This is a genomic window from Mycolicibacterium sp. TUM20985 (genome assembly GCF_030295745.1).
Taxonomy (GTDB): Bacteria; Actinomycetota; Actinomycetes; order Mycobacteriales; family Mycobacteriaceae; genus Mycobacterium.
The window spans coordinates 5,319,945-5,334,252 of record NZ_AP027291.1 but is presented as its reverse complement, the minus strand read 5'-3'; the positions used below and the strand labels follow the sequence as shown (position 1 = coordinate 5,334,252).

The window sequence follows — 14,308 nt, the reverse complement described above, 5'->3', positions numbered from 1 at the left end:
CCATGGATCAGCTGTGGGGCAATCGCGCGGCCAGCGCTGAGGCCGCGATCGCGAAGCGGCACTACCGTCGACTCTGGCGGCTGCCCGGTACGCAACTCGGCGTCGTCGCCTGGCCGCCCACCAAGAAGGCGCAGTCGTTCGGCACCTGGCACTACTGGTGGCAGGCGCACCTGCTCGACTGCCTGGTCGACGCGCAGATCCGCGACCCGCAGCCCGAGCGCAGGGTGACCATCGAACGCCAGATCAGGGGACAGCACTGGCGCAACACCGGGCGTTGGATCAACGACTACTACGACGACATGGCGTGGCTGGCGCTCTCCCTCGAACGGGCGGGGAGCCAGGCCGGCGTCGAACGGCCGAAGGCGCTCGACAAGCTGGCCGACCAATTCCTCAACGCGTGGGTGCCGGAGGACGGTGGCGGCATCCCCTGGCGCAAGCAGGACCAGTTCTTCAACGCCCCCGCCAACGGACCCGCCGGGATCTTCCTGGCGCGCTACGACCGCCTGCGCCGCGCACAGCAGATGGCCGACTGGATCGACGAGACGCTGATCGACCCGGACACCCACCTGGTGTTCGACGGCATCAAGGGCGGGTCGATGGTCCGCGCGCAGTACACCTATTGCCAGGGCGTCGTCCTCGGTCTCGAGGTGGAGCTGGCCGCCCGCACCCAGGACGCCCGCCATGCCGACCGCGTGCGTCGCCTGGTGAAGGCGATCGCCGACGAGATGGCGCCCGGTGGCGTCATCAAGGGCGCCGGTGGCGGCGACGGCGGACTCTTCAACGGCATCCTGGCGCGGTACCTCGCGCTCGCCGCCACGCTGCTGCCCGAGGACAGCCAGGAGGACACCGCCACCCGTGCCACCGCCAAGGAGCTGGTGCTGAAGTCCGCCCACTCGGCCTGGGACTACCGGCAGACCGTCGACGGTCTGCCGCTGTTCGGAGCGTTCTGGGACCGCAACGCCGACCTGCCGACGGCCGGTGGCAAGGACGCGGAGTTCGTCGAAGGGGCGGTGAACGCCTCCGAAGTGCCCGAACGTGATCTTTCCGTTCAACTTTCGGGTTGGATGCTCATGGAGGCCGCACACACCGTCAGCGACGACGTGCCCCCGGGGCAGCTCCTGCTGGACGTATCCGAAACGCCTACGGAGGAGGACGGCCCGCAGTGACCCCGACCGATCAGATGTCGGGGGACTGGAGCCCCGACCAGCGGACCATCGACGATGCCAACGTGACGCGGTTCCTGCACTGGCTGGCCGAGAGTGGGCGGGGTGAATTCGCCGACTACCACGCGTTGTGGAGGGCATCCGTCGCCGACCTCGACTGGTTCTGGGGTGCGGTCTGGTCGTTCTTCGACATCCAAGCCACGACGCCACCGACCGCGGTGCTCGGGAACAGCGAAATGCCTGGAGCGCAATGGTTTCCGGGTGCCACGCTGAACTACGTCGACCAGATCTTCCGGCATGCCACCGACGACCGACCCGCGATGGTGGTCGCGGGTGAGGACGGCTCGGCGGAGTGGTCGTGGGCGCGGCTGCGCACGGAGACCGCGGCCTTCGCGGCGTACCTACGCAGTGTCGGCGTGCAAGCGGGTGACCGCGTCGTCGGATACCTGCCGAACGTCGGCGAGGCGGTCGTCGCCTTCTTGGGTGCCGCGAGCGTCGGCGCCACCTGGGCGGTGTGCAACCAGGACCTCGCCGTCGGAGGCGTCGTCGCACGCCTAAGCCAGCTGGAGCCGACGGTGCTGGTGGCCAGTGACGGTTCGGTGTACGCAGGCAAGCGGCGAGACCGCCACGACGAACTGGCCGAGATCCGTTCGCAGCTAACGACATTGAAGGCAACGGTGGTGGTGCCGCGGCTCGGCGAGCCGGTGGTTGGGAACACCCCGTGGGCCGAGGCGCTAGAGCGCGGAGCCGGCGCGGAACTCGACGTCACGCCCGTCCCGTTCGACCACCCGCTGTGGGTGCTGTTCTCCTCCGGTACCACCGGCACGCCGAAGGGCATCGTGCACGGCCACGGTGGCGTCCTGCTCGAGCACGTCAAGTACCTGAGCCTGCACCTCGACCTGAAACCGCAGGACCGGTTCTTCTGGCAGTCCAGCACCAGCTGGATGATGTGGAACCTGCTGGTGTCGGGGCTGCTCGTTGGCTCCACGATCGTGCTGTACGACGGCAGCCCCACCTACGGTCGCACCGACTACCTTTGGCAGGTCGCGGCCGATCATCGGGTCACGGTGATCGGCGCGGGCGCGGGTTACTGGCTGGCGTGCGCCAAGGAGGAGCTGCATCCCGGGAGGGACCATCCGCTGGAGTCGCTGCGGGCGGTCGGATCGACGGGTTCGCCCTTGCCTGCCTCCGGTTTCGGCTGGCTGCAGGAAGGCATCGGCCGACCGGTCCCGGTGATCTCGATGAGCGGCGGCACCGACGTCGTGACCGCGTTCATCGGCGGTGCCCCGCTGGTGCCGATCCGGGCCGGCGAGCTGAACGCGATCTGTCTGGGCGTGGCGGTGCAAGCGTGGGCCGAGGGCGGACGGTCGGTCACCGACGAGGCGGGTGAGCTGGTGGTGACGGCGCCGATGCCGTCGATGCCGGTGTCCTTCTGGAACGACGAGGACGGCGAGAAATACCGCACGGCGTACTTCGACAAGTACCCCGGCGTGTGGTGCCATGGCGACTGGATCACCATCACCGAGCGCGAATCCGTCGTGGTGCACGGTCGTTCGGACGCCACCCTGAACCGGGGCGGGGTCAGGATGGGCAGCGCGGAGATCTACAACGCGGTCGAGAGCATGGCCGAGATCCAAGACTGCCTGGTGGTGGGTGTCGAACTCGATGACGGCGGATACTGGATGCCCCTGTTCGTCGCCTGCGCCGACGGGGTCGAGTTCGGTGACGACCTGCGGGCCCGGATCGTCGAGTCGATCCGCCACGGCGCCTCGCCTCGGCACGTTCCCGACGACGTCATCCACGTGCCAGGAATTCCGCGCACCATGACGGGCAAGCGGCTGGAGATCCCGATCAAGCGAATCCTGCTGGGCGCGAACCCGTCCGAGGTGCTGACCCCCAGCGCCGTGGACCGCCCCGAATTGCTCGGTGAGTTCGCGGGGCACGCCAGGACGTGACCACGACCGACGGTCCGCGGTCCAGCAGGCGCGCGCCGAGCCGCTTCGGCCGCGATCCGACGGCCGCGCGCAGCGGTGAGAACACGGCAGCCGCCCTGCTGCTGGCGTTCACCATCATCGCCATCCTGTGGGCCAATTCGCCTTGGGCGCAAAGCTATTCCGACGTCCTGGGCACCGAGGTCGGGCTTCGCCTCGGCGAGTTCCACGCCGAGATGAGCGTCAAGCACCTCATCAACGACGGCCTGATGACCTTCTTCTTCTTCATCGTCGGCCTGGAGGTGAAGAGCCAGTTCACCATCGGTGAGCTCACCGACCGGGCCCGCGCCGTGGTACCGGTCGTGGCGGCACTCGCGGGTCTGATGGTGCCCGCGCTCGTCTTCCTCGCGTTGAACCCGTCCGGTGACGACGCCAGAGCGTGGGGTGTGGTGATCTCCACCGACACCGCTTTCCTGGTGGGCGCGTTGGCGATCGTCGGCCCCAGGTGTCCGGCCCGGTTACGGACGTTCCTGCTGACACTGGCCGTCGTCGACGACGTGGGCGCACTGCTGGCCATCGCCGTCTTCTACTCCGATCAGGTCAGCCTGGTCCCGCTGCTCGTCGCCGTGGCGCTCATCGGCGGGCTCGCGGCGGTGCGGCTGTTGCCCACCGCGCAGGTTCCCGCCTACGCGGTGCTGGCGGTAGCGCTGTGGATCGCCCTGTCGATGGGTGGTGTGCATCCGACCCTGGCCGGCGTGGTGGTCGCGCTGCTGATCCCGGTGTTCACCCCCGAGCGGCAGCGTGTCGAGGAGGCGGTCGAGGTGATCCGCGCCTTCCGGCAGTCTCCGAATTCGGAGTACGCGCGCGCGGCGACCCGCAGCCTGCGCGACTCCATCTCGATCAACGAACGTCTGCAGACGGGGTTCGGCTCCTATGTGTCGTTCTTCGTCCTGCCGTTGTTCGCGCTGGCCAACGCGGGTGTGCGCCTGGACGGCGAGACGATGTCCGCGGCCGTGCGATCACCCCTGACCTGGGGCGTGATCACCGGGCTGGTGGTGGGCAAGTTCATCGGGATCACCGGCGCGACGGCCCTGGTGCGGGCGGCCGGAATGGGCGTGCTGGCACCAGGTCTCACCCTGCGCCGGGTGGCCGGTGGGGCCGCCCTCTCGGGTATCGGGTTCACCATCTCGCTGTTCATCATCGACCTGGCCATCGAGGATCCGGAGCGGCAGGACCTGGCGCGCGTCGGCGTCCTGGCCGCGTCCGTGCTGGCGCTGGCGGTGGGCTGGGTGACGTTCCGGATCACCGATTGGCTGAGCCCGCCGGTCGCCGTCGGGATGACGCTGATCCGCGAGGTCGATCCGAACCGCGACCATCTGCGCGGCGACCCGGACGCGCCGCTGACACTGGTCGAGTACGGCGACTTCGAGTGCCCGTTCTGCAGCCGGGCCACTGGCGCCATCGACGAGGTCCGCGAGTACTTCGGTCCCGATCGACTGCGCTACGTGTGGCGCCACCTTCCGTTGGAGCGCGTCCACCCGCACGCCATGGATGCCGCCCGGGCGAGTGAGGCCGCCGCGCTGCAGGGCCGCTTCTTAGATCTGGCGATCAAGATGTTCGAGTTCCAGGAGCACCTGGAATGGGAGCACATCTACCGCTACGCCGACGGCGTCGGCATCGACATCGCGAAGTTCGACGATGATCTGCACTCGCCCCAGGTTCTGCACCGGGTGCAGGACGACGCGCAGGACGCCGAGTTGATGGATCTCGGGTCCACGCCGACGTTCTTCGTCAACGGACGGCGCCACTCCGGGCCGTGGGATGCGGCCAGCCTGATCCGCGCGCTGGAGGCGAAGGATTAGCGTCAGGCACGGCAAGCGAAGCACCAAGGAATCGAATGGGTCAGGTGAGCTGTGGACGGTAGTCTCGGCCTGAGTGCAGAACGGCGGGTGCGAGCGGCGTTGCGCACTCCGGCGTGGATCGGCGCTTACGTTGCCGTCGTCGTCGTTCCCTTGATCTTCGCCGTCATCGGGGTAGCCGACGACGATCGCGGGTTCTGGCGGGAGTTCACCGTCGCGCTGGGTTTCGTCGGGTTGTCGATGATGGGTCTGCAGTTCGTGCTGGTCGCCCGGGTGAAGGCGGTCGCGGCCCCGTTCGGTGAAGACGCGCTGGTGCACTTCCACCGCTATATGGGTTATGTCGGAACGTGTTTCATTCTTGCGCATCCAATCCTGTTGATCGTGCTAGTAGATCCGACGTACATCGAGCGGGTCAACCCATTCACAGCACCATGGGCAGGTCGTTTCGGAACCCTGGCGATCGTCTGTCTGTTGGCGGTGATCGTGACATCGGTATGGCGCGCGGCGCTGCACCTCTCATACGAGGCTTGGCAGGCAATGCATTTGGTGCTGTCCACCATCGCGATCACCGCAGCGCTGGTGCACGTCGAACTGATCGGCCACTACGTGAACGAGCCCTGGAAGCGTCTGCTCTGGGTCGTCATGACGGTGGGCTTCCTTCTGATGTTCCTGTGGGTACGCATCGCCCGACCACTGCTGCGGAGACGACGTTCGTGGGAAGTCGTGTCGGTGGTCTCCGAACGTGGCGGCGTCAACACGGTCACCTTGCGTCCCGTCCGACACGCCGGGTTCACCTTTGCCCCCGGGCAATTCGGATGGCTGTCGTTGAATCGATCACCGTTTGCACTGACACAGCACCCGTTCTCGTTCTCCTCCAACGGAGATGATCCGACGACCTTGCAAATGAGCATCAAGGAACTCGGCGACTTCACCGGGACCGTCGGTGCAATTGCACCGACCACCCGCGCCTATGTCGACGGTCCGCATGGCGTGTTCTCGCCTGACCGTTACTCCGGGCCTGGGTTCGTCTTCCTCGCCGGCGGTGTAGGCATCGGGCCGGTGATGAGCATGTTGCGGACCTTCGCGTCTCGCGACGAACGCAGGCCGTGCTATCTGTTCTTTGGAGTTCCCAGGTTCGAGGATGCGACCTTTCGCGAGGAGATAGACGCTCTGACAGAGCAATTGGTGCTCACCGTCATCTACGTCGTGTCCGATCCCACGCCCACATGGGCGGGAGAGCAGGGGTTCATCACCGCCCAGACGCTGCGCAGGCGCCTGCCCGCTGAATACGGGACCCTGCAGTACTTCATCTGTGGTCCCAACGCGATGCAGGACGCGATGGAGGATGCTCTCGGCACTCTGGGGATACCCGGTGGCCACGTTCACACCGAGCGTTTCAACTTCGTCTGACGACAGGAACCCCGTGCGACACCGATATACCCAGCAAGCGGCCATCGCGGTCGCGGCCCTCATTCTGCTGTGCTGCGTCGTCTTTGCGCTCGTCCTGCGGTGACAGGTCTGCTCGAGGGCGATCACGCGGGGGCCGAGTAGACCGAGTGGTCAGCCATCGCCCTCGTCGAGCGGGGTGTCCGCAGCACCGCGAGCCGGCGCTGATTGAATGCCAAGGGTGACCGACACTGAACGCGCACGTACCGACTATCCGAGCACGATCGGCGTCTGGTGGGCCAGCGACACCTGGGCCATGCCCGCCGCGCAGGAGGTGGCCCGCGAGATCGAGGCACTCGGCTTCGGGTCGCTGTTCATTCCCGAGGTCACGGGCAAGGAGTGCCTGACCCAGTCGGCCGCCTTCCTGTCCGCCACCGAGCGACTCGTCGTCGGCACCGGCATCGCGAACATCCACGCCAGGGCGGCGTCGGCCGCCGAGTCGGGTGCCCGCACGCTGAGCGCTCTGTTCCCGGGCCGGTTCGTCCTCGGCCTCGGGGTCAGCCATGCGCCGCTGGTCGAGTACGGCTTCGGCGGGGTATACGACAAGCCGCTGACGACCATGCGCGGCTACCTGGAGAAGATGGCGTCGGTCCCCGAGCAGATCGAGCCGGGCGCCGGACGGCCGGTGCGGCTGCTGGCCGCGTTGGGGCCCAAGATGATCGAGCTGTCCGGGACGCACGCCGACGGCGCGCATCCCTATCTGGTGCTGCCGGAGCAGTCGGCGAAGACCCGCGAGATCCTCGGACCGGACAAGTGGATCGTCTCCGAGCAGGGGGTCGTCGTGGGCGGGGACCCGGAGGAGCAGCTGGCGTTCGCGCACGGCCACCTCAACGTCTACAGCGGGCTGCCGAACTACCGGAACTCCTGGCTGCGCCAGGGGTTCGACGAGTCGGATCTGGTCCGAGGTGGCTCAGATCGTTTGGCGCGCAGAATCATTGGACTTGGATCGGTGGATGACGCTGCGGCCAGCGTGCACGCTCACCTCGACGCCGGCGCCGATCACGTCGTCGTGCAGGTCATCGGTGCCGACCCGACCGCCGATCCGCGCCCGGCGTTGCGCATCCTGGCGAAGGCGTTGGGCCTCGGCTAGGCCTGCTCAGCGGCGGGCTCGTCCGGGGTCACCAGGCCCGCACGCTTGGCGGCCTTGCGACGCTTGCGCCATTCGAAGAAGATCGGGGCCACCGAGGCCAGCACGATCACCAGGAAGATGGGCTCCAGCAGCTTCTGAATGATCTCGAACTGGCCGAGCCAGTAGCCGAGGAGCGTCAGTCCCACGCCCCACACGACGGCGCCGATGACGTTGAAGAGCGTGAACACGCCGTAGTTCATCCTGGCGGCGCCTGCGGTGATCGGGGCGAGGGTCCGCACGATCGGCACGAAGCGGGCCAACACGATGGCGAAGGGTCCGCGTTCCTCGAAGAACGCGTGCGCCTCGTCGAGGTACTTCTGCTTCAGGAACCGCGCCTTGGGCTTGAACATCGACGTGCCGATGCTGCGGCCGATCCAGTAGCCGACCTGGCTGCCCGCCACGGCGGCGATGGGGATGAACACCAGCAGCTGCCACAGCTGGAAGTTGGTGTCGACGGCCTCGGCCTGGGCGGCCGTACCCGCGGCGAGCATCCCCGCGACGAACAGCAGCGAGTCGCCGGGGAGCACGGGGAACAGGACGCCCGACTCGATGAAGACGACGACCAGAAGGCCCACCAACGCCCACGTACCGAAGTACCCGATGAGCGTCAGCGGGTCCAGGAAGTCCGGCATCAACGCCAGGGTGGTGGTGGTCATGGTTCACCAAGATACCGGCGTCTGGCTGACGTTCCGCTGAGACGAGCGCGGCATCGTGTGCGCAGAGATGGGGAAACACCTGATTTATCGACGCCTCGGAGCGAATAGCGTCGAGTGATGCCTGAACTCCCGTACCCGCTGCGCTCCGTCGACGTCGACGGCCATCGTGCTTCCGTACTCGTATTCGCCGCGATCCTCGCGACTGCAGTGGGCTGCGGGGCGTCGGATACGGGCGGCGGTTCAGGCCTCGACGTCGCCGAGTCGTCTGGGTCGTCGATCGCGGCCGCCGGTGAGGAGTCCGGCACGCCGATCGACGTGTGTTCACTGCTGACGCCGGGGGACATCTCCGCGCTTCTGGGGACCGCCGTCGACGGCGCATCGTCGGATTCGCGGTGCGTCTGGGAGAACCCGGACAGCCTCGAATCGGTGAGCGTCGAGATCGGCAGTCCCGGCACGGCGGCTAGCGGCTCGTTGCGGGATCCCGAGCCAGGGCTCGAGGGCATGTACACGCCCGGGCCGGACGGGATGCGATTCGCGGGTGCGGGTGCCGTCGAATTCGTGGCAGGCGGTCGGGCCAACTCGGTCCAGGTGGCGGTCCTCAGCATGGTCAGCGATGGCTCCGCCAACGATGCCGCCGTCGACCTCGCGCGCAAGATCGGGCCGCAGATCCCCGAGTGACGTCGCGCGGGACGAGCACATGCTTGCTGCTTTCACCAGACGCTGCGCAAGATGGTGTGAGATGTTGGCTGTGTGAGCGCTGTGAATGTAGCTCGAGCGCTAGAGGCGTTGGAGATCGCTCGGTTTCTGGATGCGGCCTCGTCTGCACCGGCGGCGCTGTTACTGGAAGGCGAGCCGGGCATCGGCAAGACGACGCTCTGGCTGACGGCCCTCGACGAAGCTCGCGACCGAGGCATCCGAGTCCTGTCGACGCGGCCAACGGCCGCGGAGTCGGTCATGGCGTACACGGCGCTGGCCGACCTTCTGGCCTCGGTCGCGCCGTCGGCCTGGGCCGACCTCGCCGCGCCCCAGCGCCAAGCAGTGGACCGAATCATGCCGCGCACCAGGGACATGGGCGACCGTGACGTCGTGACCGACCAGCGCGCGATCACCGCAGGATTCTTGTCCGTCGTCGAACACCTCGCCAAGGAAAGCCCGCTATTGCTCGCGATCGACGACTTGCAGTGGCTCGACTCGTCGAGCGTGCGCGTACTCGATTCGGTCGGCCGCCGCATCTCCGGTCCCGTCGCGATGCTTGGCACGGTGCGTACGGCCGACCTGTCCTCGGTTTCTTGGTTCCAGTCTCCGAAACCAGATCGGTTTCATCGAATCTCCCTGCGCCCATTCAGCGTAGGAGCCCTACACGCCGTCATCTCCAAGCGTCTCGGACGCTCCTATCCACGCCCGACGATGTTGCACATCCACCAGACGTCCGGTGGAAATCCGTTCTACGCAATCGAGTTGGCGAGATCGATCAACGCAGACACCGGTGGCGGCGGGGATGTCCTGCCACCGTCGTTGACCGAGCTCGTCGATCGCCGCATCGACGGCGTCGGTGCGGCCAACGAAGTCGCTCTGCTAGCCAGTTCGTGCCTTCCGGCACCGACGGTCGACCTGGTCGCCCGGGCCGTCGACACCGAGGTGGGCGACCTCGTCGAACTGCTGGAACCCGCCGAGACACAAGGAATCATCAGCCTGGACGGGAATCGAATCCGGTTCAGCCACCCGATACTCGCCAAGGGGGTGTACCAACGGGCATCCCCGGCGACCCGCCGCGCGATGCATCACCGCCTTGCCGAGCTCATCGACGACCCCGAGTCGCGGGCCCGGCATCTTGCGCTGGCTGCGACGACCGGGGATCCGGCGACGTTGACCGAGCTCGACGCCGCAGCCGACATCGCGCGCAACAGGGGCGCACCCGGGGCAGCAGCCGAACTCGTCAACCTGGCACTCGCGCTCGGCGGGGACACACCGCAGCGTCGAATCACCCTGGCGGGTCTGCACTTCAATGCAGGAGACTCCGAACGCGCCCGTAGCCTGCTCGAGGAGACGATCGCAGCACTCGGACAGGGTGTACTCCGCGCGCGAGCACGCCACCTGCTCGGCGTCGTGCGGATGTTCGACGACAGTTTCACCGACGCTGCGGACATGCTGCAGAGAGCACTCGACGAGGTTGGTGACGACCCGGCGTTCCGGGCCGAGGCTCTTGTCTTCCTGGCGTTCGCCCAGATCAATTCGGGGCGTGCGGTCGAAGCCAGCCAGAGCGTCGACGAGGCCGTCGAGCTGTGCGAATCGCCGCCGCTGGCCCACCTTCTCAGTCAGGCACTGTCCATGCGAACCACCCTGCGCTTCATGCACGGAGACGGACTCGACCGAGAAAGTGTGAACCGCGCCGTCGAACTGCAGAATCATGACGTCAACGTGCCCATGGCGATTCGGGCCAACGTGCAGAGTGCACTGCTCTCGGCGTGGAACGGCGAACTCGACAGCGCGCGAGACGAACTGGCCGTCATCAAGCGGCGCTCCGTCGAATACGGAGAGGATGGCGACCTGATCTTCGCCACCTTTCACATCGGCATACTCAGCGTGTGGCGCGGAGAGTTCGATGCGCTCGCCGCCGAGGCCGAGGAAGCGATGGAGCGCGCGCTGCAGCTCAACGGGGACGTCCCGCGCTACGTCGCCCTGACGGTCACCGCGCTGTGGACCGCCCATGCCGGCGAGGTCGAGGAGGCTCGTCGAACGTGTGCCGAAGGGCTTGCGGCCGGTCTCCGGTCCGGTGCGGCCAACCTGTCCGGATGGCCCGTGATGACAGAGGGTTTCCTCGAGGTCTCGCTCGGCCGCTACGCCGAAGCGCTCGCGGTCCTCGACCCGCTTCTCGCCGCCGTGGCCCGAGCACCTGGATCGATGGAGATCATCTCGTCGTGGTTCCTCCCCGATGCCGTGGAGGCGATGGTCGAGCTTGGCCGGCTCGAGGATGCCGCCGGCTGGGTCGACCTCATGGAGAGCAATGGCATTCGCCTGGACCGGGCGTGGTTGCTTGCCGTCGCAGGGCGGTGTCGCGGCATGCTGCAGGCAGCCCGCGACGATCTCGACGGTGCTCTGGAGGCCACCGAACGAGCCATGACCCAACACGATCGGGTGCCGATGCCCTTCGAGCGCGCTCGTACGCAACTCTTCCTTGGCCAACTACAGCGCAAGCTGCGTCGACGCGACGATGCGGCGACGAGTCTGGGGGCGGCGCTGGCCGACTTCGAGCGGCTCGGCACGCCCTTGTGGGCGCGACGTGCTCGCGATGAACTGGCACTTGCCGACGGCGGGCCGCCGCCCGAAACGACGCTGACTCCGTCTGAACTTCGCGTAGCCCGGCTCGCTGCCTCGGGGATGACGAACCGTGACGTTGCGGCGAACCTCTACATGAGCCCGAAGACGGTGGAGGCCAAACTGTCTCGGGTGTACCGCAAGTTGCACATCAGCTCGAGGGCCGAGCTGGGCAGTCGTATGGACGGGGTGTCGGACTGAGACTCACGGATTGCGGACACAGTCGTAGGTGACGGGGACTTCCTCCCCTAAATCGACGACCTCGAAGGCATCGGGGGTGATGGAGCTGAATGACCCCGATTCGATTCCCAAGTCGGCCCATTTCGCCGTGGTCGTTCGGTCGTCGGCAAAGGTGAGTGCGATCTCGCCGCCATCGGAGAGGAACATTCCGTACTTCTTGAGCGCCGCCAGGATCACCTTCTGGGACTCGCCGAAGTCGGAGTCGTCGAAGTCGCTCTTGAGGCGCAGGCGGACGCCGTAGGGAGGAGCGTCGGGGTCGGTGCTCTCCGGTCCGCCCGCGTGCGTCGCCGGCCGGACGTACACGTCGGCCTTCATCCGGTCGTTCGGGAGGATGAAGCGCAGAGCGTGATCGACATTGCCCGCGGCCACTTCGTCCGCAGTCGGGGTGAGGCCTGCGATGGGGAACCCCGCGGCATCGGCGCTGGTGCACTGATCACCGCGCAGCGTCTCCGGATAGGCCTTGCCGAGGTCCCAGACGAAGAGCCCCATCGCGGTGATGTCGTCACCCTCCTTGGTGCCTTGGTACACCTCGTACAGCTTGCCTTCGTCGCGCTCCGCAACGAGGATGTGGCAGTCCTGCTGCGAGACATCGCAATCCATGTCTTCGGAGCCCTCCATGTTGGCGTCCACCGGGACCGGCATCTGGGCAGGCACCTCGTCGCAGTCGGGCCCGCCGTAGCAGTAGTCATCGACGCCGGTGACCTGTGTGCGGGGGGTGGAGCCATCGGCGAAGAAGATCGGGATCGAGAAATCCGTCTGAAACACGCCGCCGTTGCCCCAGCCGCCGAGGCGGTTGAGGGTGGCGATGATGGCGTCGCTGCGGTCCGACCTCTCCGCGTCGGCGACGTCGGTGGTCCATGGCTGCTCGCCGCTGAACAATCCGCCTGCCGAGGAGGGGGCCGCACTGACGGATGATTCGCTGCTCGGTGCCGCCGCGGAACGTGAACTGCCCTGGACGACGGTGCTACTCCCGCACCCGGTGGACCCCAAGACCAGCAGCACGCTCAGGATGATGGCGGCGTGGTCGTGCACGCTGGCGCGCATGTACATCGAAGACCTCCCGGCTCACACCCCACGCTAAGACCGCCCAGGGCGCCAACAAATCGGGGGTTTCCCTACGACTCCGGGGTGCCGAAGTGAGCGTCGACGGCAGGTGTGAGTCGTTGGGCGGGAAGGCCGGCCCGCTGACAGGTCTCGGCGACGAGATCTGCTGATGCGGCAGTGAATACGCCGAAGCACACGTCGTCAGCGGGGACCGCGAGGACCGTGAGCAGCCGCACGGTCGAGTCCGGCGTGGACATCGACACCGCATAGTCGTCGAGTCTGGCGGCTGTGTGCTCGATCGGCTCCGTTGCCATCCGTGGGTCGTACCACTCGACGAGGTAGCACGGAACCGATGTCGCGTGGGAGCTCATCGGCCCGACGGTAATCCCGCTCCATGACGAAGAAATCGGGTGTTTCCCTACGTGCTCGAATCCTCAGCCCTTCTGGGTGCCAACGCAGCGGGATTAAACTTCACCGATGTCCACACACAAGGCAGTCCAGGTGGCGTCCGCGAATCAACCGCTCACCCTCGTCGACGTCGACACCACCTCGCCGCCGCACGGTCACGTCCGGATCGACGTCGCCGCGTGCGGCGTGTGCGGCACCGACCACGCCTTCGTCAGCGGCGGCTTTCCCGGACTGTCCTGGCCCGTGACGCCTGGGCACGAGATTGCGGGCACCGTCGCCGAGGTCGGAGACGGTGTCGAGGACTTCGCCGTGGGTGACCGGGTGGCTGTTGGCTGGTTCGGCGGAAATTGCAATCGATGCGTGCCCTGTCGCATGGGCCATTTCATGCAGTGCGAGCGTCTTCAGATACCCAGTTGGCACTATCCGGGAGGGTATGCGGAGTCGGTGACAGCTCCGGCGACCGCGCTGGCGCGCATCCCCGACGGTCTGTCGTTCGTCGAGGCCGCGCCGCTGGGCTGCGCCGGAGTGACGACGTTCAACGCACTGCGGCAGACGAGAGCGGTGGCCGGCGACCTGGTCGCCGTGCTGGGCATCGGAGGCCTCGGCCACCTGGGCCTGCAGTGGGCGAGGGCAATGGGATTCGAGACCGTCGCGATCGCCCGCGGTGCCGCCAAGGCCGAGGGCGCACTGGCGCTGGGGGCACATCACTACGTCGACTCGAACGAGGCCGACGTCGCGTCGGCCCTGCAGGATCTCGGCGGCGCGAAGGTAGTGCTCGCCACTGCGGCCAACTCCGCGGCGATGGCCGCGACCGTGGGGGGATTGGGACCGCGGGGTGAGCTCGTCGTCGTCGGTGTGACGCCTGACAACCTCCCGATCAGTCCGCTCGACCTGATCAACGCGGGACTGTCGGTGACCGGTCACCCGTCGGGCACCGCCCGCGACGTCGAGGAAACCATGCACTTCGCCGTGCAGACCGGTGTCCGTGCCGTCGTCGAGGAACGGCCGTTGGCAGAAGCCGCCGCGGCCTACGAGGCCATGGACACGGGCAAGGCGCATTACCGGATGGTGCTGACGGTCTAGCCGACCTGGGTGAGGGCGCGGCGTCGGTGTGCCG

The 14,308-nt window shown here is 67.2% G+C and carries 11 protein-coding genes; 8 read left to right on the top strand and 3 right to left on the bottom strand.

Annotation, left to right across the window (positions count from 1 at the left end; all coding sequences use genetic code 11):
- Window positions 1–2: 2 nt before the first annotated feature.
- The 5 genes from QUE68_RS26030 (at window position 3) to QUE68_RS26010 (ending at window position 7,489) form a co-directional block, all read left to right on the top strand.
- Window positions 3–1,166, top strand: a complete 1,164-nt coding sequence (locus QUE68_RS26030; protein WP_286274653.1) for a glycoside hydrolase family 76 protein — start codon at window positions 3–5, stop codon at window positions 1,164–1,166.
- Window positions 1,167–1,180: 14 nt separating this feature from the next.
- On the top strand, window positions 1,181–3,118 hold the full coding sequence (locus QUE68_RS26025) for an acetoacetate--CoA ligase (RefSeq protein WP_286275950.1): 1,938 nt from the start codon (window positions 1,181–1,183) through the stop codon (window positions 3,116–3,118).
- Complete coding sequence (nhaA, locus tag QUE68_RS26020) at window positions 3,115–4,956, top strand: Na+/H+ antiporter NhaA (RefSeq protein ID WP_286274652.1); 1,842 nt, start codon at window positions 3,115–3,117, stop codon at window positions 4,954–4,956. The genes QUE68_RS26025 and nhaA overlap by 4 nt, the downstream gene beginning before the upstream one ends.
- 51 nt (window positions 4,957–5,007) lie before the next feature.
- Window positions 5,008–6,363 (top strand): ferredoxin reductase family protein, encoded by a 1,356-nt coding sequence (locus QUE68_RS26015; protein ID WP_286274651.1) that lies wholly within the window; start codon window positions 5,008–5,010, stop codon window positions 6,361–6,363.
- Window positions 6,364–6,580: 217 nt separating this feature from the next.
- Window positions 6,581–7,489, top strand: a complete 909-nt coding sequence (locus QUE68_RS26010) for an LLM class F420-dependent oxidoreductase (protein WP_286274650.1) — start codon at window positions 6,581–6,583, stop codon at window positions 7,487–7,489.
- Here QUE68_RS26010 and QUE68_RS26005 read toward each other — a convergent pair.
- Window positions 7,486–8,184 (bottom strand): DedA family protein, encoded by a 699-nt coding sequence (locus tag QUE68_RS26005; protein ID WP_284229423.1) that lies wholly within the window; start codon window positions 8,182–8,184, stop codon window positions 7,486–7,488. The genes QUE68_RS26010 and QUE68_RS26005 overlap by 4 nt on opposite strands.
- A 117-nt stretch (window positions 8,185–8,301) precedes the next feature.
- Between QUE68_RS26005 and QUE68_RS26000 the strand changes: the two genes are divergently transcribed.
- Entirely contained in the window at window positions 8,302–8,862 is a 561-nt protein-coding gene (locus tag QUE68_RS26000) for a hypothetical protein (protein ID WP_286274649.1), read from the top strand.
- Between the two features lie 72 nt (window positions 8,863–8,934).
- Window positions 8,935–11,700, top strand: a complete 2,766-nt coding sequence (locus tag QUE68_RS25995; protein ID WP_286274648.1) for a helix-turn-helix transcriptional regulator — start codon at window positions 8,935–8,937, stop codon at window positions 11,698–11,700.
- Between the two features lie 3 nt (window positions 11,701–11,703).
- Here the strand turns inward: QUE68_RS25995 and QUE68_RS25990 are convergent, their stop codons facing one another.
- Entirely contained in the window at window positions 11,704–12,789 is a 1,086-nt protein-coding gene (locus QUE68_RS25990) for a hypothetical protein (protein ID WP_286274647.1), read from the bottom strand.
- 65 nt (window positions 12,790–12,854) lie between these two features.
- Window positions 12,855–13,154 carry a hypothetical protein gene (locus QUE68_RS25985; protein WP_284234836.1) on the bottom strand — a complete coding sequence of 100 codons (300 nt, stop codon included), beginning with the start codon at window positions 13,152–13,154 and terminating at the stop codon, window positions 12,855–12,857.
- 106 nt (window positions 13,155–13,260) lie between these two features.
- On the opposite strand from QUE68_RS25985, the gene QUE68_RS25980 reads away from it, so the two are divergent.
- On the top strand, window positions 13,261–14,274 hold the full coding sequence (locus QUE68_RS25980; RefSeq protein WP_284234837.1) for an alcohol dehydrogenase catalytic domain-containing protein: 1,014 nt from the start codon (window positions 13,261–13,263) through the stop codon (window positions 14,272–14,274).
- Window positions 14,275–14,308 lie beyond the last annotated feature (34 nt).

Coding starts and splice junctions, on each gene's coding strand:
- QUE68_RS25985 (WP_284234836.1), bottom strand. CDS start 13,154: ATGAGCTCCCACGCGACATCGGTTCCGTGCTACCTCGTCGAGTGGTAC.
- QUE68_RS26030 (WP_286274653.1), top strand. CDS start 3: ATGGATCAGCTGTGGGGCAATCGCGCGGCCAGCGCTGAGGCCGCGATC.
- QUE68_RS26000 (WP_286274649.1), top strand. CDS start 8,302: ATGCCTGAACTCCCGTACCCGCTGCGCTCCGTCGACGTCGACGGCCAT.
- QUE68_RS25980 (WP_284234837.1), top strand. CDS start 13,261: ATGTCCACACACAAGGCAGTCCAGGTGGCGTCCGCGAATCAACCGCTC.
- QUE68_RS26025 (WP_286275950.1), top strand. CDS start 1,181: ATGTCGGGGGACTGGAGCCCCGACCAGCGGACCATCGACGATGCCAAC.
- QUE68_RS26005 (WP_284229423.1), bottom strand. CDS start 8,184: ATGACCACCACCACCCTGGCGTTGATGCCGGACTTCCTGGACCCGCTG.
- QUE68_RS25990 (WP_286274647.1), bottom strand. CDS start 12,789: ATGTACATGCGCGCCAGCGTGCACGACCACGCCGCCATCATCCTGAGC.